At 69.6% G+C, this 20986-nt stretch carries 19 protein-coding genes; 4 read left to right on the forward strand and 15 right to left on the reverse strand.

Features of this window, described 5'->3' with window-relative positions; all coding sequences use genetic code 11:
* Positions 1-28 precede the first annotated feature (28 nt).
* From NN2_RS38540 to pyrR, 14 genes are all read right to left on the reverse strand, one after another.
* A complete protein-coding gene (locus tag NN2_RS38540) occupies positions 29-2269 on the reverse strand; it encodes a primosomal protein N' (protein WP_369829568.1) in 2241 nt (746 codons plus the stop codon).
* Between the two features lie 290 nt (positions 2270-2559).
* Complete coding sequence (gene metK, locus NN2_RS12870; protein ID WP_063013377.1) at positions 2560-3774, reverse strand: methionine adenosyltransferase; 1215 nt, start codon at positions 3772-3774, stop codon at positions 2560-2562.
* A 200-nt stretch (positions 3775-3974) separates the two neighbouring features.
* The gene (gene coaBC / locus NN2_RS12875; RefSeq protein ID WP_063013379.1) at positions 3975-5192 is read right to left on the reverse strand and encodes a bifunctional phosphopantothenoylcysteine decarboxylase/phosphopantothenate--cysteine ligase CoaBC; all 1218 of its coding nucleotides are present in this window, start codon (positions 5190-5192) and stop codon (positions 3975-3977) included.
* 53 nt (positions 5193-5245) lie between these two features.
* Complete coding sequence (gene rpoZ / locus NN2_RS12880; RefSeq protein ID WP_025350704.1) at positions 5246-5521, reverse strand: DNA-directed RNA polymerase subunit omega; 276 nt, start codon at positions 5519-5521, stop codon at positions 5246-5248.
* A gap of 64 nt (positions 5522-5585) precedes the next feature.
* Entirely contained in the window at positions 5586-6167 is a 582-nt protein-coding gene (gmk, locus tag NN2_RS12885; protein WP_063013381.1) for a guanylate kinase, read from the reverse strand.
* 7 nt (positions 6168-6174) lie between these two features.
* The gene (mihF, locus tag NN2_RS12890) at positions 6175-6495 is read right to left on the reverse strand and encodes an integration host factor, actinobacterial type (RefSeq protein WP_030513994.1); all 321 of its coding nucleotides are present in this window, start codon (positions 6493-6495) and stop codon (positions 6175-6177) included.
* 611 nt (positions 6496-7106) lie between these two features.
* Positions 7107-7931, reverse strand: a complete 825-nt coding sequence (gene pyrF, locus NN2_RS12895) for an orotidine-5'-phosphate decarboxylase (RefSeq protein WP_030513993.1) — start codon at positions 7929-7931, stop codon at positions 7107-7109.
* Entirely contained in the window at positions 7928-8317 is a 390-nt protein-coding gene (locus tag NN2_RS12900) for a hypothetical protein (RefSeq protein WP_063013383.1), read from the reverse strand. The genes pyrF and NN2_RS12900 overlap by 4 nt, the downstream gene beginning before the upstream one ends.
* A gap of 14 nt (positions 8318-8331) precedes the next feature.
* Entirely contained in the window at positions 8332-11658 is a 3327-nt protein-coding gene (gene carB, locus NN2_RS12905) for a carbamoyl-phosphate synthase large subunit (protein WP_063013385.1), read from the reverse strand.
* Entirely contained in the window at positions 11658-12776 is a 1119-nt protein-coding gene (gene carA / locus NN2_RS12910) for a glutamine-hydrolyzing carbamoyl-phosphate synthase small subunit (RefSeq protein WP_063013387.1), read from the reverse strand. Before carA ends, carB begins: the two co-directional genes overlap by 1 nt.
* A gap of 37 nt (positions 12777-12813) precedes the next feature.
* On the reverse strand, positions 12814-13329 hold the full coding sequence (locus tag NN2_RS12915; protein WP_063013389.1) for a PH-like domain-containing protein: 516 nt from the start codon (positions 13327-13329) through the stop codon (positions 12814-12816).
* The gene (locus NN2_RS12920) at positions 13329-14669 is read right to left on the reverse strand and encodes a dihydroorotase (RefSeq protein ID WP_063013391.1); all 1341 of its coding nucleotides are present in this window, start codon (positions 14667-14669) and stop codon (positions 13329-13331) included. The genes NN2_RS12915 and NN2_RS12920 overlap by 1 nt, the downstream gene beginning before the upstream one ends.
* A gap of 109 nt (positions 14670-14778) precedes the next feature.
* Entirely contained in the window at positions 14779-15744 is a 966-nt protein-coding gene (locus tag NN2_RS12925; protein WP_063013393.1) for an aspartate carbamoyltransferase catalytic subunit, read from the reverse strand.
* Positions 15741-16403, reverse strand: coding sequence for a bifunctional pyr operon transcriptional regulator/uracil phosphoribosyltransferase PyrR (pyrR, locus tag NN2_RS12930; RefSeq protein ID WP_082856957.1), 663 nt, complete (start codon positions 16401-16403; stop codon positions 15741-15743). Before pyrR ends, NN2_RS12925 begins: the two co-directional genes overlap by 4 nt.
* Positions 16404-16611: 208 nt before the next feature.
* Here pyrR and NN2_RS12935 point away from each other — a divergent pair, with 208 nt between their 5' ends.
* The 3 genes from NN2_RS12935 to NN2_RS12945 all read left to right on the forward strand — a co-directional run bounded on the left by NN2_RS12935 (position 16612) and on the right by NN2_RS12945 (position 18974).
* Positions 16612-17478: an alpha/beta fold hydrolase gene (locus NN2_RS12935; protein ID WP_231983081.1), complete on the forward strand. Its 867-nt coding sequence runs from the start codon at positions 16612-16614 to the stop codon at positions 17476-17478.
* Positions 17479-17559: 81 nt separating this feature from the next.
* Positions 17560-18186, forward strand: coding sequence for an alpha-ketoglutarate-dependent dioxygenase AlkB (locus NN2_RS12940; protein ID WP_063013396.1), 627 nt, complete (start codon positions 17560-17562; stop codon positions 18184-18186).
* A 47-nt stretch (positions 18187-18233) separates the two neighbouring features.
* The gene (locus tag NN2_RS12945; protein ID WP_063013398.1) at positions 18234-18974 is read left to right on the forward strand and encodes an HD domain-containing protein; all 741 of its coding nucleotides are present in this window, start codon (positions 18234-18236) and stop codon (positions 18972-18974) included.
* A 4-nt stretch (positions 18975-18978) separates the two neighbouring features.
* Here NN2_RS12945 and NN2_RS12950 read toward each other — a convergent pair whose 3' ends face one another.
* A complete protein-coding gene (locus NN2_RS12950; RefSeq protein WP_063013400.1) occupies positions 18979-19530 on the reverse strand; it encodes a DUF4334 domain-containing protein in 552 nt (183 codons plus the stop codon).
* A 293-nt stretch (positions 19531-19823) separates the two neighbouring features.
* Between NN2_RS12950 and NN2_RS12955 the strand changes: the two genes are divergently transcribed.
* Complete coding sequence (locus tag NN2_RS12955; RefSeq protein WP_063013401.1) at positions 19824-20966, forward strand: serpin family protein; 1143 nt, start codon at positions 19824-19826, stop codon at positions 20964-20966.
* The last annotated feature ends 20 nt before the right edge of the window (positions 20967-20986 follow it).

Below are 20986 nucleotides of genomic sequence, written 5' to 3' on the forward strand. Positions count from 1 at the left end.
GGCCCGGCACGCCGAATTCGCTTGTGCGTCAGCCGATGTCGACCGGATCGATCTGTACCCGCAACGGACCGTCCGAGCGATGACTGCTGCGCACTGCGAGGGCGCCGGCCAGCGAGCGCGACAACGCCGAGCCCGCTCGCCGGTCGACCCGGAGAATCATCCGTTCGACCTCGGCGGGCGCCGCATCGCCGGAGAACGGCGTGCGGGCGCCGGGCGGCAGCGGCACCGGGCCCAGCACCTCGACACCGTCCGGTAGTGCCGTCTCACCGAGGAGTTCGCCGATGGTGGCGGTCGTGCCGTCGACGGCGGCCAGGCGCACCGCGGGCGGGAAGCGAACCTCGGTGCGAGCGGCGAGTTCGTGGCGGGCGTGGCCGATCGGATCCCAGCGCACCAGTGCCTGCACGGTCGGCAGCGACGGTTCGGCCATCACGAGCACCTCACCCGCGGGGCGGACCAGGGCGGCGGCCGACATCCAGCGCCGCAGCGCGTCCTCGGCGGCACGCAGGTCCGCGCGGCCGAGCAGCGCCCAGCCGTCGAGCAGCAGCGCCACCGCGTACCCACCCGGCACGTCGGGTTCGGCTCCGATGGTCGCGACCACCACCTGGGGGCCCTCCGGGACCGAATCCAGCACGGCGGCGCCGCCGGAACCCCGGATCGGCACCCCGGGAAAGGCACGGCCCAATTCCTCCGCGGTGCGCTGGGCGCCGATCACCACCGCCCGCAGTACCCGGGAACCGCACGCGCCGCACCGGAAGGCCGGTTCCACCTTGCCGCACCAGCGACAGCTCGGGCTCTGGGCGATATCGCCGGAACCCTTGCTGCCCAAGGGAACTGCCGCGGGTCGGCGTTCGCCCGCGGCCGTGTCCGAGCGTGCGGGCTCCGGATGCCGCGGGCCGGTATGTTCCGCTCGATGATCCTCGACGGATGTCTCGCCGGCTCGGCCGGCCGCCGTCGCATCATCGGCCGACCGCGTCGATCCACGCCGGGACTGTGCCCCGGCCCGGGAATCGACGGCCCGCCGGGCGTCTCGCCTGCCCCAGGTACCGCTCTCCGGCAGCGAGAGCGGGCCGTTGCAGTGCCGGCAGCGGGCCGGGGTGCGGCATGTCGCGCACGCCAGCGCCGGAACGTATCCGCGCCGTGGGACCTGCACCAGCACCGGGTCACCGGCTGCCAAGGCCCGGCGCGCCGCGGCGAAGGCGGTGCCGGGGATGCGGATCGCGCGCGCCATCGGATCGCGCTCCAAGGCGATATCGCTGTCGCCCGGCGCATGGATTCGAGGAGTGCCGGCGCGCAACGTCTTCCGATCGGCGATCAGGTCGTGCGCCCATCCGGATTCGACGATGGCCTGCGCCTCCGCGGTCCGCGCGAACCCGGCCACCACGAAGGCCGCGCCGGTGTCGTGGGCACGCAGCATCGCGACCTCGCGGGCGTGCGGATAAGGTGCGCGCGGTTCGGCATAGGTGTCGTCGCCGTCGTCCCACACCACGATCAAGCCCAGTTCCCGCGCCGGCGCGAAAACCGCACTGCGCGTTCCGACCACGACCCGTGCGGTGCCACGCAGCACCGCGAGCCAGCGCCGGTACCGGGCCGCGGGCCCCAGTCCGGCCGACAGGCCCACCACCGAATCCCCTATCAGGGCAGCACATTCCGCGACGACCCGGTCCAGATCGCGTTGATCCGGAACCATCACGATCGCACTGCGCCCGCTCGCGACCGTGGTGGCCGCCAATTCCGCGAGCCGGCGCGGCCACTGCTCCCCGGGCATCGCCTGCCAGGCCGCGCGCGGGCCGCTGCCCCGGCGCAGCGCGGACAGGAACGAACCGCCGTGCACGTAGTGCGACCAGGCCGGGAAATCGAGCGGAATCTCGGGCAGATCAACGGATTTCGGTTCGGCCGCCTCGGTGCGCGCATGCCGCGGCGGAATCGCCAGCCGCAGCACATCGGCCCGCGTTCCGGCGTAGCGGGCGGCCACGGCCGATACCAGGCGAACGATCTCCGGGGTGAGGACGCGCTCGCCGGACACCACCCGCTGCAGCGGCTGAATCTTTCCGGAATGTTCGGTGCGCGCGAGCCTTTCGAGGATGTATCCGTCGACCAGGCGGCCGGAGAATCGCACCCGCACGCGTACCCCGGGCTGGGCGAGCTCATCCATCTCCGGCGGCACCGAGTAGTCGAAATCGCGGTCCAGATGGGCGGGTTCGAGCAACGGCAGCACCCGGGCGATCGGTTTGTCGAGCCGGGTTTCACCGGCCCCCTTCGCCGAGGTCAGCGGATCCGCGTCGTCCACCGCGTCCGAACCCTGTTCGCCGAGCGACGCCGGCTCCGCTGTGTCGTGTTCGGAATGCGGCGATAACTCCTTCACCGCAACGGATTCCGGGTCCGGGAGTGATTCACGGGCCACGTCGGGAGTGTTCTCTTCCGGCGATATATCCGGAACCTCGGGGATGTCGGAGGATGGCGGCGCCGCGGACGACGAGCCGGGCATGCAAACGGCGCCCTCCGTCGGAACGGAGGGCGCCGTCGGTGCTACCGCTTCGGCCACGGCAGGCGCGGACCCGGTCAGAGACCGGCGGCCGCGCGCAGTTTGTCGGCGCGGTCGGTGCGCTCCCACGGCAGGTCGATGTCGGTGCGGCCGAAGTGGCCGTAGGCGGCGGTCGGCGCGTAGATCGGCCGCAGCAGATCCAGATCACGGATGATCGCACCCGGGCGCAGGTCGAAGACCTCGCTGATCGCCTTCGAGATCTGCGCCGGGCCGACCTGCTCGGTGCCGAAGGTCTCGACGAACAGGCCCACCGGGGCGGCCTTGCCGATCGCATAGGCCACCTGGACCTCGACCCGGTCGGACAGGCCGGCGGCGACGACGTTCTTGGCCACCCAGCGCATGGCGTAGGCCGCCGAGCGGTCCACCTTCGACGGATCCTTACCGGAGAAGGCGCCACCACCGTGACGGGCCATACCGCCGTAGGTGTCGACGATGATCTTGCGCCCGGTCAGGCCGGCATCGCCCATCGGTCCGCCGAGGACGAACTTGCCGGTGGGGTTGACCAGCAGCCGGATATCGGAGGTGTCGAGCGGGTTGGGCAGTTCCAGATCGGCCAGGACCGCGTCGACGACCTTCTCGCGGATATCGGGCGCGAGCAGGTTGTCCAGGTCGATATCCGCCGCGTGCTGGGTCGAGAGCACGACCGTGTCCAGCCGGACCGGACGGTCGCCCTCGTATTCGATGGTGACCTGGGTCTTGCCGTCCGGGCGCAGATAGGGCAGCACGCCGGACTTGCGGACCTCGGTCAGCCGCCGCGAGAGCCGGTGCGCCAGCGCGATCGGCAGCGGCATCAGCTCGGGGGTCTCCTTGGTGGCGTACCCGAACATCAGGCCCTGGTCACCGGCGCCCTGGCGTTCGATCTCGTCGTCGGAGCCGCCGACACGCGCCTCGTGCGAGTGGTCGACACCCTGGGCGATATCGGGCGACTGCGCGCCGATGGCGACGTTCACGCCGCAGGAGGCGCCGTCGAAGCCCTTCGCCGACGAGTCGTAACCGATCTCGAGCACCTTCTCGCGCACGATGGTCGGAATATCGGCATAGGCCTCGGTGGTGACCTCACCGGCGACGTGCACCTGACCGGTGGTCACCAGGGTCTCGACCGCCACCCGGCTGTGCGGGTCCTCGGTGAGCAGCGCGTCGAGGATGGAATCGCTGATCGCGTCACAGATCTTGTCCGGGTGACCCTCTGTGACGGACTCACTCGTGAATAGCCGGCTACCGGACGTGCGCACAGTTGTTCCCTCTCCCTCAACGGGTTTCTCATGTCGGGATGCGACAGTAGCGGCATCGCGTCACCGCACAACCCTTTACCTCAGACTATTCCAAACTTGCCACGGCCGGGCGGAGCACCGGCGTTCGGGCCTCCGCGGCGGCCGCCACGGCTGTGCGGACCGCGTCGCCGCCACGGCGGCGCGGCCGAATCATTTGGGGCTCAACGCAACAGTGGGCCCAGCGCATCGAGCACCCGGCTGGCGAGCAGCGCCTTGGAACCGTGATCGAGCGACTGTTCGGTGCCGTCGGCGCCGAGCAGCCAGCCGTCGTTGTTGTCGACTTCGAACGCCTTACCCTCGCCGACGGCATTGACCACCAACAGGTCACAACCCTTACGAGCCAGTTTCGCCCGCGCGTGGGTCAGGACGTCGCCGTGTTCGTCGCCGGTCTCGGCGGCGAAACCGACGATCGCCAGGCCGCCGAGCTGCCCGTCGCGGCGCGCCTGCACCAGTCCGGCCAGGATGTCGCGATTCTTGGTCAGTTCGATCGAATTCGGCTCGTGCGCACCCTTTTTGATTTTCGCGGCGGCCACGTTGACCGGCCGGAAATCGGCGACCGCGGCGGCCATGATGACCGCGTCGGCGCCCACGGAGTGCTTGTCGACGGCCGTGCCCATCTGCTCGGCGGTCGTCACGTGCACGACCTCGACCGCGGCGGGCGGCTCCAGGCCGATGGTGTTGCCGGCGATCAGGGTGACCTGGGCGCCGCGCTGAGCGGCCACGCGGGCCATCGCATAGCCCTGTTTGCCGGAACTACGGTTGCCGAGGAACCGGACCGGATCCAGCGGTTCGCGCGTGCCACCGGCGGAGACGACGACGCGGCGGCCCTCCAGATCGCGCGGCAGCGCGTCGGAGCGCTCGAGCAGCAGCGAGGCCAGCGCGAAGATCTCCTCCGGCTCGGGCAGCCGGCCGGGACCGGTGTCGGCGCCGGTGAGGCGCCCGGAGGCCGGTTCCATCACGGTCGAACCGTGGGCGCGCAGCGTGGCGACATTCGCGATCGTGGCCGGATGCTCCCACATCTCGGTATGCATCGCGGGAGCGAAAAGCACCGGACATCGGGCGGTGAGCAGTGTGGCGGTGAGCAGATCGTCGGCGCGGCCGGAGGCGGCGCGCGCCATCAGATCGGCGGTGGCCGGGGCGATGACCACCAGATCGGCCTCCTGGCCGATGCGCACATGCGGCACCTCGGGCACGTCGGCGAACACCCCGGTCTGCACCGGATTGCTCGACAGTGCCTCGAAGGTGGCCTTACCGACGAACTGCAGCGCGGACTCGGTGGGAATGACTCGGACGTGGTGCCCGGTCTCGGTGAACTTGCGCACCAGCGAGCACGCCTTGTAGGCGGCGATCCCGCCGCCCACGCCGACAACGATTCGCATCTGAATCAAGCCTCTTCGGTCCGGTGGAGAGACAGCGGGTTACGACCGCAGGGTCACTCGCCCTCGGTGTGTTCGAGCAGGTCGGAGTGGATCTCGCGCATGGCGACCGAGAGCGGCTTCTCCTGCAGGCCCGGCTCGACCAGCGGACCCACGTACTCGAGGATGCCGTCGCCGAGCTGGTTGTAGTAGTCGTTGATCTGACGCGCCCGCTTGGCCGCGTAGATGACCAGCGCGTACTTGGACGACGTGCGCTCGAGCAACTCGTCGATCGGCGGGTTGGTGAGGCCGACCGGGGTGTCGTAGGCGGGCACGGTCTTGGTGTCGCTCACTAGGGAGGCTCCTGCGGGTCGATGGGGAGTTGCTGTTCGAGAGGAGTTCGCGGATCGCCCGCGGTCATCTCGAATTTGTGCTAACGAACAACGATACCAACTGCTCACAGGCAGTGGTCACGTCGTCGTTCACGATCACGATGTCGAACTCGTCACAGGCGGCGAGTTCGGTCTTCGCGGTGGCGAGCCGGCGCTCGATCACCTCGGGTGATTCGGTGCCGCGGCCGGTCAGCCGGGCCACGAGTTCCTCCCAGCTGGGCGGGGCCAGAAAGACCAGCAGCGCCTCGGGCATCGCCGCTCGGACCGAGCGGGCGCCGGCGAGGTCCACCTCCACCAGGACCGGTTTCCCGGCGGCCAGTGCCGCCTTCACCGGTGCGGCCGGGGTTCCCGACCGTTGCAGGCCGCCGTGAATGTCGGCCCATTCGAGTAGTTCGCCTTCTTCGATCATGGCGTCGAAGTCGGCGCGGGTCACGAACCGGTAGTCGCGGCCGTCGACCTCCCCGGGCCGGGGGGCCCGGGTGGTGGCCGACACACTGAACACCAGTTCCGGCAGCCGTTCCCGGACGCAACGGACCACGGTGGACTTGCCGACGGCCGAGGGGCCGACCAGTACTACCAGCCGACCCTTCTGAGTGTGTTCGACCACCCTCGGATCAGGCTTCGAAGTCGAACTTCGCCAGCAGCGCCTTGCGCTGCCGGTCGCCCAGGCCCCGCAGGCGGCGGGTCGGCGCGATCTCCAGCTCGCTCATGATCTCGGCCGCCTTGACCTTGCCGACCTTGGGCAGGGCCTCCAGCAGCGCGGATACCTTCATCTTGCCGAGGACCTCGTCGGTCTCGGCGTCCTTCAGGACCGTCTTCAGGTCAGTGCCGCCACGCTTCAAGCGCTCCTTGAGCTCTGCCCGAGCGCGGCGAGCGGCAGCCGCCTTCTCCAAAGCAGCGGCGCGCTGCTCGTCAGTCAGCTGGGGAAGGGCCACGGTTCCTCCGTCTCATCGTTCATTGCTAGATCTACCTCCGGTAACCCGGTGGTCTCAGCGACCGTACCCACGCGGCGCGCCGATTGCGAACCCACCCCCCAGGTCAGCGCCCGATTCGGGCATTCGAGCCCGTTACCGGGCAGGTCGCGCGGCTGATTGCGCCACGTCGTGGCACCGGTCCGGGGATTTTCTTCACCATGCCGGTGACCTGGGCATATCCCGATTCCGACGGCTTCCCCGCCGGATTCGAGTCCGGCCGGATGCGACCGTAACCGACCCGTAATCGCGCGACCTGGAACTTTCTGAAAATTCTCCGCGTGTCGCGAATTTTTCCCCAGCGTGTCGCGGCGTGGCGCGGCGTGGCGAGCACTCTCGGCACCGGTCGGCGATGTGCGCGGCGGGGCCGTAAGACACCCCGGAAGGGCCGCTGAGCCGGAAAAACACGCGCGTGTAACTTCCACCCGGGAACGAGCACGGATGCGCGCGAACGGGCCGCAAACGCAAACAGACCGGTCGCCTTCCGAGAGGCAGCCGGCTCCCGCGCGACGCGCGTGGTGGACATCAGCGAATCCCGCCCGGGTGCGACGGCTCGCGAACCCGGGCGGAATGAATCAGGCCTGCAGGAAGGCGAATTCGTCGGCGAGCTTGTGCATCTTGGTGCGCATCGCCGCCACTGAAGGCCCGGTGTCGAGCAGTTCCCGGGATACGTTGGGTACCACCGCCGCGAACCGGTCGGACGGGATCAGCGCACGGATCGATTCCGCTCCCCCGCCCTGCGCGCCGACGCCGGGCATCAGGACGGGACCGTTGAGTTTGCTCACGTCGACGGGTTCGGTGAGGGTCGCGCCGACCACGACGCCGACCGATCCGAATTCCGCCCCGGCGTTGCAGCCGGCGGCCTCGTCGATCATGATCTGCGCGACACTGCGACCGTCGGCCGCGGTGATGCGTTGCACCTGGGCCGCCTCCGGATTCGAGGTGGCTGCCAGCACGAAGACGCCGCGACCGGCCGAGCGCGCGGCGTCGAGGGCGGGAGACAGCGCACCGAAGCCGAGGTACGGCGATACCGTCACCGCATCACTGGCCAGCGGACCGTCGCCCAGCCAGGCCCGCGCGTAGGCGGCCATCGTGGAGCCGATATCGCCGCGCTTGGCGTCGGCCAGCACCAGCGTGCCGGCCGCGCGCAGCGCGGCGATGGTGTCCTCGAGCACCACGATGCCGCCGGAGCCGTACTCCTCGAAGAACGCCACCTGGGGTTTCACCAGCGCCACCCGGCCCGCGAACACCTCGACGCAGATGTCGGAGAACCGTTTCAGGCCTTCGACGTCCTCGCTGAGCCCCCAGGCACGCAGCAACTGCGGGTGGGGGTCGATGCCGGCGCACAACGGGCCCAGCCGGCCCATCGCGTCGGCCAGCCGCAGGCCGAACGGCGTCACCGGCTCGCCCCGGCGCCCGCCAGCTCGTCCCCGGTATGGGCGGGCGGTGTCTGCGCACCGGCGGACCCGGATTCGGCGTATGCCTCCTCACCGGCGTAAGCGAGCAGTTCGTCGGCCTGGGCGAGCACCTCGTCCGCCCGGGCGAGCACCGCGTCGGTCAGCGCGTCCGCCTCTGCCTCGGCCTCGGCGTCGGGCGCCGGCTTGCGGCCGATCGGCGGGATCGCCCGGAAACCGACCGTGCTGTAGCCGCCGACGTTGCGCATCCGGCGGATGTCACCGCCTCCGGGCGGCGCGGCCTCCGCCGCACCGAATCCCCGAATCCGCCGAGTCGTCGCCCGTCCGGCCCCCGGGGGCCGGACTCCCGCGCCGAAACCGATGGCTCCCACCGTTATCTCTCCTCTTAGCCGCGCAATACGGCGTGCAGCTCCTGCAGCGAGCGCACCCCGATACCGCCGTTGATGGTTGCTTCGATGCCCTGTACGGCTGCAGCCGCACCCTGAACCGTCGTGATGCACGGAATGTTGGCGCCCACCGCGGCGGTACGAATCTCGTAGCCGTCCACGCGGGGCCCGGAGTTACCGTAAGGCGTGTTGAACACGATGTCGATCTCGCCGTCCTTGATCTGATCGACGATCGAGGGTTCGATGGGATCGCCGTTGGCCGACGCGGGCACCGGATCGGATTGCTTGCGCACCCGCTCGCACGGAATCCCGTTGCGCCGCAACATCTCCGCGGTGCCGTCGGTGGCGAGGATCCGGAAGCCCAGATCGTGCAGCCGCTTGACCGGGAACACCATGGCCCGCTTGTCGCGGTTGGCGATCGAGACGAACACCGTGCCCGCGACCGGCAGCGAACCGTAGGCCGCGGACTGGCTCTTGGCGAAGGCGGTACCGAAATCGGCGTCGATACCCATCACCTCGCCGGTGGACTTCATCTCCGGCGACAGCAGCGAATCGATACCGGTGCCGTCCGGACGGCGGAACCGGTGGAAGGGCAGCACCGCTTCCTTCACCGCGACCGGCGCGTCCATCGGCGCGTGACCGCCGTCGCCCTCGGCGGGCAGGATGCCCTCCTTGCGCAATTCGGCGATGCTCGTCCCCAGCATCACCCGCGCGGCGGCCTTGGCCAGCTGCACGCCGGTCGCCTTGGAGACGAACGGCACGGTCCGGCTGGCGCGCGGATTGGCCTCGAGCACGTACAGCACGTCGTCCTTGAGCGCATACTGCACATTCAGCAGGCCCTTGACGCCGATGCCCTTGGCCAGTGCGGTGGTCGAGCGGCGCACCGCTTCGATATCGCTGCGGCCCAGGGTGATCGGCGGCAGCGCGCACGCCGAGTCGCCGGAGTGGATACCCGCCTCCTCGATGTGCTCCATCACGCCGCCGAGGTAGACCTCCTCGCCGTCGCACAACGCGTCGACATCGATCTCGATGGCGTCTTCCAGGAAGCGGTCGACCAGCACCGGATGTTCGGGGCTGAGTTCGGTGGCGCGGGAGATGTAGCCCTCGAGCGAGCCCTCGTCGTAGACGATCTCCATACCGCGCCCGCCCAGCACGTAGGACGGGCGGACCAGCACCGGATAGCCGATTCCGGCCGCGATCTCCTTGGCCTGCTCGAACGTGGTGGCCGTGCCGTACTTCGGCGCGGGCAGTCCGGCCGAGACCAGCACGTGCCCGAATTCGCCGCGGTCCTCGGCCAGGTCGATCGCCGCCGCGGAGGTGCCGACCACGGGCACTCCGGCATCGGTGAGCCGCTGCGCCAGACCGAGCGGGGTCTGGCCGCCGAGCTGCACGATCACTCCGGCCACCCGGCCCGATTCCGATTCGGCGTGGTACACCTCGAGCACGTCCTCGAAGGTCAGCGGCTCGAAGTACAGGCGGTCGGCGGTGTCGTAGTCGGTGGACACGGTCTCGGGGTTGCAGTTGACCATGACGGTCTCGTACCCGGCCTGCGACAGCGTCTGCGCGGCGTGCACGCAGGAGTAGTCGAATTCGATGCCCTGGCCGATGCGGTTGGGCCCGGAGCCGAGGATGATCACCTTCTCGCGCTCGGGTTGCGGCGCGACCTCCGACTCGGCGGCCGGATCGAGTTCGTAGCTCGAGTAGTGGTACGGCGTCTTGGCCTCGAATTCGGCCGCACAGGTGTCGACCGTCTTGTACACCGGCCGGATGCCGAGGCGGTGACGCAGCTCGCGCACCCCGTTCTCGCCGGCCAGTTCCGGTCGCAGCGCGGAGATCTGGCGATCCGACAGGCCGTTGTGCTTGGCGTAGCGCAGCAGCGGCTCGTCCAGTACCGGCGCCTGCGCGATCTCGGCGCGCAACTCGACGAGTCCGGCGATCTCGGCGACGAACCACGGGTCGATGCCCGAGGCCTGTGCGACGTCTTCGACGCTCGCGCCCAGGCGCAGCGCCCGCTCCACCTGGTAGAGCCGACCCTCGGTCGGCACGCGCAGGTCGTCGAGGATCTCGGCGACGTCGGTCCAGCGGCCGTCGGGCTGGGTCCAGAACCCGGCCGCCTTGGTCTCCAGCGAGCGCAGCACCTTGCCGAGCGCCTCGGAGAAGTTGCGGCCCAGGCTCATCGCCTCACCGACCGACTTCATGGTGGTGGTGAGGGTCGGGTCGGCGCCCGGGAACTTCTCGAACGCGAACCGCGGCGCCTTCACGACCACGTAGTCGAGCGTGGGCTCGAAACAGGCCGGGGTTTCCTTGGTGATGTCGTTGACGATCTCGTCGAGCGTGTAGCCGATGGCCAGCTTCGCCGCGATCTTGGCGATCGGGAAACCGGTTGCCTTGGAGGCCAATGCTGAGGAGCGCGAGACACGCGGATTCATCTCGATGACGATCAGGCGTCCGTCGCGCGGATCCACCGCGAACTGGATGTTGCAGCCGCCGGTGTCGACGCCGACCTCGCGCAGGATCGCGATACCCAGATCGCGCATCTTCTGATATTCGCGGTCGGTGAGGGTCATGGCCGGGGCGACGGTCACCGAATCGCCGGTGTGCACGCCCATCGGGTCCACGTTCTCGATCGAGCAGACGATGACCACGTTGTCGCGGCCGTCGCGCATGAGCTCGAGTTCGTATTCCTTCCACCCGAGGATGGATTCCTCGATGAGGACGTTGGCGGTGGGCGAGGCGGCCAGGCCGCCGCCGGCGATGCGGTCGAGATCCTCGTCGTTGTAGGCCATGCCCGAGCCCAGGCCACCCATGGTGAACGACGGCCGCACGACCACCGGGAAGCCCAGTTCGGCAACGGTTTCGCGCACCTCGTCCATGGTGTAGCAGACCTTGGAGCGGGCCGACTCGCCGCCGACCTTGGCGACGATGTCCTTGAACTTCTGCCGGTCCTCACCGCGCTGGATGGCCTCGAAGTCGGCGCCGATCAATTCGACGTTGTACTTCTCCAGCACACCGTTCTCGTGCAGCGCCACCGCGGTGTTGAGCGCGGTCTGGCCGCCCAGGGTCGCGAGGATGGCGTCGGGGCGCTCCTTGGCGATGACCTTCTCGACGAATTCCGGGGTGATCGGCTCGACGTAGGTGGAGTCGGCGAATTCCGGGTCGGTCATGATCGTGGCCGGGTTGGAGTTCACCAGCGACACCCGCAGGCCCTCGGACCGCAGCACCCGGCACGCCTGGGTGCCGGAGTAGTCGAACTCGCAGGCCTGGCCGATGACGATCGGCCCGGAGCCGATGACCAGGATGTGGTGCAGGTCGTTACGACGTGGCATCAGGCTTCCTCCATCAAACCCGCGAAGCGGTCGAACAGGTAGGCGGCATCGTGCGGCCCCGCGGCGGCCTCCGGGTGGTACTGCACCGAGAACGCGCGACCGTCCACCAGGCGCACCCCCTCGACGGTGCCGTCGTTGGCGCAGGTGTGGCTGACCTCGGCGGTGCCGAACGGGGTCTCGAAGCGCTGTCCGGCCTCCCCCTCGAGCGCGAAGCCATGGTTCTGCGCGGTGATCGAGACCGCGCCGGTGGCGTGATCGATGACCGGGACGTTGATGCCGCGGTGGCCGAACTTCATCTTGTACGTGCCCAGGCCCAGCGCGCGGCCCAGGATCTGGTTGCCGAAGCAGATTCCGAACAGCGGAAGTCCTTCGCCCAGAACGGATTTGGTCAGCTCGACCGCGTCGTCCTGGGTGGCCGGGTCACCGGGGCCGTTGGACAGGAAGACGCCGTCCGGCTTCAGCTCCCTGATCTGGTCCAGCGTGACGCCGGAGGGCACCACGTGCACCCGGATGCCGCGCTCGGCGAACATGCGCGGGGTGTTGGTCTTGATACCCAGGTCGACCGCGACCACGGTGAACCGATGCTCACCGGCGGGCTCGATGGTGTACACGCCGTCGGTGGAGACCTCGCCGGCCAGATCGGCGCCGAGCATCGAGGCCTGACCGGTGACCCGGCTCAGCAATTCCTCGGGCGAGGCCGCAGCGGCGTCACCGCTGAAGATGCCCGCCTTCATCGACCCGCGGGTGCGCAGATGACGCACCAGTGCGCGGGTGTCGATGCCGGCGATGCCGACGATGTGCTGGCGCTCCAGTTCGTCCTGCAGGGTGGTGGTGGCGCGCCAGTTCGAGGCCCGCTTGGCGGGGTCGCGCACCGCGTATCCGGCCACCCAGATCCGATTCGACTCGTCGTCCTCGTCGTTCCAGCCGGTGTTGCCGATCTGCGGGGCGGTGGCCACCACGATCTGGCGGTGGTAGCTGGGGTCGGTCAGGGTCTCCTGATAGCCGGTCATCGCGGTGCAGAACACCGCTTCGCCCAGCGTCTCACCCTCGGCGCCGAACCGCCGGCCCCGGAATACCCGTCCGTCCTCGAGCACCATCACCGCGGCGCGGTCGCTCATTCGCTCACCTCGTTCACGAAAAATCCAGCCTTCACGTTTATTCGTCTCCCGTCGCCGCGCCGGTCTGTCCCGTCGCGGATATGGCCGTCCAGGCCGGATACACCGTCTTGTCGTCGCCGCGGAACCCGGTATCGACTTCGGTTCCCGTCGGCAGTTTCCAGCGAATAACCAGCACACCATTGTCGGTCATCACCTTGCCCGCGTGGCCGCGTTCGGTGCGGACCGCGGTGATGGACTCCTGCGGAATCCAGATCACCTCCGCGCCGTCGCGTTCCAGCAGGATCCCGCGTTCGAAGCGGGTCAGCTCCGCTGTGGCCCGGAAACCCAGATCTCCGACCACGATGCGGTTCTGCCAGCTCGGAGCCAGCGTGGTCCCCGTGTACAACCCGGTCGTCGGCTCGAGCACCTGCGCGCCCAGATCCGCCGGCACCGTGGGCAGCTCCCCGACCGAGGAGGCCTGCTTCCTGGCCCGCACGAGCCAGGAGCGATACATCAACCACAGGAACAGGACGAACAGGGCCGCCAGCCCGATCACCCACAGTGTTCGCTCCATTATTGCCCCACTCTCCCCGCCAGGGCGGTCGTCACCACGCCGTCGCGGGCGGTGATCCGTCCGCGCAGCATCGTGGCGGCGACCTTGGCGGGCAGGGTCATCGCCTCGTACGGCGTGTTGTCGGAAATGCTCGCCAGCTCCCGCGCCCGCACGGTCCACGACGCGTCCGGGTCGATCAGGGTCAGGTTGGCCGGCTCGCCGACCGCGATCGGGCGGCCCTGATCGTCGAGTCCGGCGATGCGGGCCGGATTCTCGCTCATCACCTTCGCCACGCCACGCCAGTCGAGCAGGCCCGGAGCCACCAGGGTCTCGACGATGATCGACAGCGCGGTCTCCAGTCCCAGCATGCCGGGACGGGCGGCGGCGAACTCGCAGCACTTCTCCTGTTCGGCGTGCGGGGCGTGGTCGGTGGCCACACAGTCGATCACTCCGTCGGCCAGGGCCTTGCGCAGCGCCTGGGCGTCGGATGCCTCGCGCAGCGGCGGATTGACCTTGTTCACCGCGTCGTAGGTCTCGAGCCGCGAATCGTCGAGCAGCAGATGATGCGGAGTGACCTCGGCGGTGATCGAAATCCCTTGCGCCTTGGCCCATTTCACCAGCTCGACGGTGCCGGCGGTGGACGCGTGGCAGATGTGCACCCGGGCTCCGGCGTCGCGGGCCAGCAGCGCGTCGCGAGCGACGATCGACTCCTCGGCCGCGCGCGGCCAGCCGGCCAGGCCCAGACGGGCGGCGTTCGGCCCCTCGTGCGCGACGGCGCCCTGGGTGAGCCGCGGCTCCTCGGCGTGCTGAGCGATCAGGACGTCGAGCGATTTCGCGTACTCGAGGGCGCGGCGCATGATCAGCGGGTCGTAGACGCAGTGCCCGTCGTCGGAGAAGATCCGCACCCGGCCCTCGCCGGCGGCCATGGTGCCCATCTCGGCCAGTTGCTTGCCGGCCAAGCCGACGGTCACCGCGCCGACCGGATGCACATCGACCAGCCCCACCTCCTGCCCGCGCCGCCACACATGATCGGTGACGACCGAGGTGTCGGCCACGGGATTGGTGTTGGCCATCGCGAATACCGCGGTGTAGCCACCCAATGCCGCTGCGGCCGAACCGCTTTCGATGGTCTCGGTGTCCTCGCGGCCGGGCTCGCGCAGGTGGGTGTGCAGATCGACGAAACCGGGGAGCAGGATCCGGCCGCCGGCCTCCAGCACCTCGGCATCGGCGGCGACCTCGACGCCGTCGACGGTGTCGCCGGATCGCGCGCCGAGGGCCACGATCACGCCGTCGCGCACCAGCACGTCGACCGGCTCACCCTCGCCGTAGGGCCGCACGCCCCGGATAACCAGATCGCTCACGCGCCCTCACCTTCCACGAAGAAGCTCATGCTCACCCTCCTGCGGTGTCGATGCGCATGAACGGGGGCCTGGGGGGTTACGCAGGCTGCCGCCTCTGGCCGTGTTCCGCTCATGCGACGGCCTCCCCCGCGCCGACGAGCAGGCGGAACAGCACCGCCATGCGCATGTGCACACCGTTGGTGACCTGTTGCAGCACTGCGGCTTTCGGGGAATCGGCCACCGCCGACGCGATTTCCATACCGCGCAGCATCGGGCCCGGATGCAGGACGACCGCCTCGTCGTCGAGCAGCGCCATGCGCCGCTCGTTCAGTCCATAGGCGATGGAGTATTCGCGGGCCGACGGGAAGAAGCCGCCGTTCATCCGCTCGGCCTGCACGCGCAGCATCATCACCGCGTCCGCGCCGGGCAGCGCGGCGTCGAGCGAATGCGAGACCTGCACCGGCCACTGCTCGACCCCGACCGGCAGCAGGGTGCGCGGCGCGACCAGCACCACTTCGGCGCCGAGGGTGTCGAGCAGGAAGGCATTGGACCGCGCGACGCGGCTGTGCAGGATGTCGCCGACGATCACGATGCGCTTGCCCGTCAGCTCACCCAGTCGCTGCCGCAGCGTCAGCGCGTCCAGCAGGGCCTGGGTGGGATGTTCGTGCGTGCCGTCGCCGGCATTGACGATCGCGGGCCCGGTTCCGGTGTATCCACCCGAGCCGGCGTCCAGTTCGCCGAACCAGCGCGCGATCTGATGGGCCGCCCCGGAGGCCGGATGCCGCACGATCAGCGCGTCGGCGCCCGCGGCGTGCAGGGTCAGCGCGGTATCGCGCAGCGATTCGCCCTTCGACACCGAGGAGCTCGAGGCGCTCACGTTGATGACATCGGCGCTCATCCATTTGCCGGCGACCTCGAACGAGACCCGGGTCCGGGTGGAGTTCTCGAAGAACACCGTCATCACGGTGCGGCCGCGCAGCGTGGGCAGTTTGCGGACTTCGCGGCCGAGCAGCGCCTGTTCGAAGCGCTGGGCGTCGTCGAGCAGTTCGGTGGCGGCGGTGCGGTCGAGATCGGTGACCGAGAGCAGATGCCTCACCGCTCATCCCCCTGATGCAGATAGACGCCGTCGTGACCGTCGTGTTCGCTGAGCAGTACGGAGACGTCCTCACTGCGCGAGGTCGGCACGTTCTTGCCGACGTAGTCGGCGCGGATGGGCAGTTCGCGATGGCCGCGATCGACCAGTACCGCCAGTTGCACCGCGCGCGGCCGGCCCAGATCGCGCAGCCCGTCCAGCGCCGAGCGCACGCTGCGACCGGAGAACAGCACGTCGTCGACGAGTACGACGAGCGCGTCGTCGATGCCACCCTCGGGGACCGAGGTCCGTTCCAGCGGGCGATGCGGGCGGTTGCGCAGATCGTCGCGATACAGCGTGATGTCGAGCGAACCGAGCGCGGGACGCACGCCGGAGAATTCCTCGATGCGATCGGTCAGCCGCGCGGCGAGGGTGGTGCCGCGGGTGGGAATGCCGATCAGCACCACCCGGGGCGCCTCGGGATCCGACGAATCCAGCGCGGTCTTCTCGATGATCTGATGCGCCATGCGCGCGATGGTCCGGCCGACATCGGAGGCGGACAACAGTTCACGCCCGGCGCGGACCCACTCTGGGTCGTGCCGCTGCGAATATTCGGCAGCGCTCGACCTGGCGGCCCGTTCTTCGGGCGCGACGCGGCCGCCGCGCTCTTCGGGCACGGCCATGCCGACCTCCTTCCCCGCCTCACCGGACGGTCCGTTAAAGGATGTCTTTTCGATGCCTGAGCGTAGCAGCGCCGCCGCGGCCTCCCGACGGCGGGGGTCCGGCTGTGAGCCCCGCCACCTGCGGCTATGCCGACACATCACGCGAACGGCACAACCGTTGGCCGGGACTGTTTCATACAGCGTAAACCGGATGTGGGATGCTCGAAGGGTGAGCAACGAAGCCGACTTCACCGAGCCCCGCCGGATCACCTTCCGCGGCCACGGCGGCATCGCCCTGGCCGGGGAGAGCTGGGGGCCGGCCGACGGCCCGCTGGCGATCTTCCTGCACGGCGGCGGCCAGACCCGGCACTCGTGGAAGGAATCGGGCGCCGCGCTGGCGAAGGTGGGTATGCACGCCATTTTGCTGGACGCCCGCGGGCACGGCGAGAGCGACTGGGCGCCGGACGGCGACTACTCGCGCACGGCGATGACCGCCGACCTCCTCGACATTCTCGCCGAACTCGACCGGCCCGCCATCGTGGTCGGCGCGAGCATGGGCGGATTGACCGCACTGCTGGCCACCGCCCGTCCCGGCCGGGAGCGCATCGCCGGACTGGTCCTGGTCGACGTCGTGCCGCGCCCGGAGCACAAGGGCGTGGAACGGGTCATGAACTTCCTCGGCGGCCATCCCGAGGGCTTCGCCTCCCTCGAGGAAGCCGCCGATGCGGTGGCCGAATACCTGCCGCACCGCCGCCGGCCCCGCAACCCGGAGGGTCTGCGGCGCAATCTGCGGCTGCGCGAGGACGGGCGCTGGTACTGGCATTGGGATCCGGCGATGATGTCGAGCCGGCCGGAAGACATCGAACTGCAGACCAGCGACCTCGAGGATGCCGCCCGCGCGCTGGAGATCCCGGTCCTGCTGGTGCGCGGACGGTTGTCGGACGTGGTCAGCGAACAGGGGGTCGCCGACTTCCGCGCGCTGGTGCCGCAGATGGAATATGTCGAGATCTCCGGCGCCGCCCATACCGCGGCCAGCGATGTCAACGACGAATTCTCCGACGCGGTGGTCGATTTCGTGCGTGCGCACCTGAGCTGATCCGGACCGCCCGGATCGGCCCCGAGTAGCCGCGCGACCCGATGCTTGAACATATGTTCGATAGAACGTAGATTCGAACGCATGTCGACACCGCTGCAGAGATCGCTGTTCGACGGCTTCGGCGACATCGAACTGGGGTCGTTGGACGGCGTCCGCCGCACCCAGCTGACCGAGGGCGCGTGGGTCGACCTGCTTCCGGGATGGTTGCGCGGGGCCGACGAACTGTTCGAACGGCTGGCCACTCGCGTCCCGTGGCGAGCCGACCGTCGCCCGATGTACGACCGCGTGGTGGACGTACCGCGACTGCTGCGCCATTACGGCGAGAACGAGCCCTGGCCGGACCCGATCCTGGAGGACGCCCGCGCGGCTCTGAGCGGCCGTTACGGCCCGGAACTCGGCGAACCGTTCCGCACAGCCGGACTGTGCTACTACCGCGACGGCGAGGACAGTGTGGCCTGGCACGGTGATACCGGGGGCCGCGGTTCCACCCACGACACCATGGTCGCGATCCTGTCGATCGGCGCGCCGCGGGCCCTGCTGCTGCGTCCGCGCGGCGGCGGCGCGAGCATTCGCTATCACGTGGGGCACGGCGATCTTCTCGTGATGGGCGGCTCCTGCCAGCGCACCTGGGAACATGCGGTGCCGAAGACGCGGCGGCCCGTGGGTCCGCGGATCAGCATCCAATTCCGCCCGCGCGGGGTTCGCTGAAAACCCGGCGACGGCGGATTGTCACCTCGTCCCGCTAGATTGGGCGGATGGAGTCCATCGGGGCGGGAATTCTGGCGGCCATGCCGTTGCACACACTCAGCGACGTGCACGGCGAGGAAGGGCTGCGGCAACGACTGCTGCTGGAGTCGCAGCGCAAACTGCCCGGCCCCGAACGGGTCGAGGCGGCACTCGAATTCGTGGCCGACCTGCACCGTGGCGACAACTACGGCCGCGAGCCGTACCTGAATCATCTACTGCGGGTGGCGATCCGCATCGTGAGCCACTACGAGGTGCACGACACGGACCTGGTGCTCGCCGGCCTCCTGCACGACGCCGTCGAGGATCACGCCGCCGACCTGGTCGCCCTCCGCGGCGCGCCGGAGCCGGACGAGAACCTGAACGCCGCAGCGCTGGCGGTGCTCACCCAGCGGTTCGGCGAGCGCGTATCGAATCTCGTTGCGGCGGTGACCAACCCGGCACCCGATTCGGACCAGGACCGGCACATCCGATACCGCGACCACGTCGCCGCGAGCCTGGACCGCGATCCGTGGGCCCGGGTTGTGAAGATCTCCGATTTCACCGACAACGGCGTCGGCATCCTCTACGCCGACGAACAGGCCGTCATGTCGAAACTCGCCACCAAATACCGGCCGCTCACCGCGGTCTACCGCGAACTGATCACCCGCCCGGACACGCCGCTGGCGCCGCATGTCAAGCAGCACATTCTCGAGCAACTCGACACTGCCGACGCCCGCTTCGAGGTGATCCTCGCCGCCGGGGACGACTGAGCGATCAGGAGCGGTCGCGGCGCAGGATGAAGAAGTAGGGGTCGGCCAGCCCGCGCATATCCATCACACCGAGCAGGGTGTCCTCGTCGACCCGGCGGAAGATGTCGATGATGGGCAGGTGGTCGTAGATCATGGCCGCGCTGACTTTGCCGCGGAATTCGATCTCGCGCAGGCGCGCACGAGCGGTGCGGGTCCGCAGCAGCGGGCGCAACGCCGGCAGCATGCGCCGCGCGGCCCGGAATCCCGCCGACGGCAACGTTCCGGCCAGCCCCAGCGGCACTCGGCGGGGGTCGACCGGAAATACCCGGCCGTCCGGCCCGGCGAACAGCAGCGGCTGCACCTCGTCCGGTGAATCGAATTGCTTTCCGTACCAACCCGATTCGACCAGCACACCGGCCCACGGATGTCCGGTGTCCAGTTCGTCGCCGGTCCAGCGGCCGGTGGTGATCTCGGTGACCGCGACCTCGGGCAGGCTGTCGTACAGCTGCCACGCCTGCTCCGGGGTCGTGCGACCCGCGCGCAGTTCCGCCAGACGGGCCGTACCGGCACCAGCCATCCCTACCTCCTGGACCTCTCGCGGACCGTTCCGCCTCGGAAGGATGACACACACCGGCCGCGACGCCTCAACACGTTCGGCCACGAAGACGTAGTTTCGGCCAGTGTTCGCGCCGGCGTGACGCAGACCACGCACCGCATGCCTGGACCTCGAGTGCGGTTGAGGAACCAGACTGGTCGGCAGATCGGTTCCGGCCGATCGTCCGGGCCACAGGATCCGGACGCGCCCCTGCCGCCCACGTACACCCCGGCAGGGGCGCACTGCCGTCGGCACCCGTCGGTAGGCTTTCGCCCATGCAGCCGAGCCTCGCACCCGATGTGGCCGCCGCCAACACCCTCACCGGAAAATGGTGTGCCGCAGCGGGTTCCGGGGATTTCGTCCTGTCCGGATGCGGAATCTGGCCGCTGCTCGCACTACTGGCCGCGGCGGCCGGCGAACCGGCCCGCGGCGAACTCACCGCGGCGACCGGCCTTCCCGCCGCATCCGCTCACGCCGCCGCGGTCACCCTGCTGCGCCGGATCGAGGCCGCCGAATCAATGCGCGCGGCACTCGGCGTGTGGGTGCGCGACGATATCGCGCTGCGCGACGAGTGGATCCGGGCGCTGCCTCCGGGCACGATCGCCGCGCTGCGCGGACAGGACGGACTCGACGAGTGGGCACGTCGCCATACCGACGGCCTGATCGATCGCTTCCCCGCCCGGATCGGCGCGGCGACAGCGCTCGCGCTGGCGACCGCCGTCGTCGCCCGCACCGCCTGGCGGCAGAGCTTTCACGCCGATGTGCTGGAACCGTCGAGCGGCCCGTGGCGTGGACACCGCGGACCTGCCCTCGCCCGGTACAGCACCGGCCTCGGCGACGCCGCAGTGCTGACGGCCGGCACACCGGTTTCACGCGTCGTGGTGCGTGGTGCGTCCGATCTGGATGTGCATCTGCTGCTCGGCGAGGAGTGGGACACCGCTCCGGTGGTACTGGCCGCGGGGCTGGGGGCACTCGACGGTTCGGTGGAAACCCACCAGCCCGGCCTGGGCACCGCCGCCCCCGGGCTCGAGGTGCGGACGGTGACCGCCGTATCGGACACCCTGCGAATCCAGGTGCCGCCCTTCGCTGTTCGATCCACCCACGACCTGCTGCGCGATCCGGAGTTATTCGGACTGACCGCGGCGACCACCGCGACGGACAACCCCTTCCCCGGCCTCTCACCGGTCGCGCTCCGGGTGACCGCGGCGGCCCAGGACGTCTGCGCCCGATTCACCGCCGACGGTTTCGCGGCCGCAGCCGTCACCGGGGTTCTGATGGAACCGACCGGCATGCCACCGGCGCCGGCCGATGCCCTGATGATCGCAGTGAACTTCGACCGGCCCTTCGGCTTCCTCGGCGTCCACCGTCCCACCGGACTGGCGATCGTGGCCGGTTGGGTCGCCACCCCCACGCCGTGAACCGGCCCAGATGCGGGCGG

This window comes from Nocardia nova NBRC 15556 (genome assembly GCF_001613005.1).
Classification (GTDB): Bacteria; Actinomycetota; Actinomycetes; order Mycobacteriales; family Mycobacteriaceae; genus Nocardia; species Nocardia nova.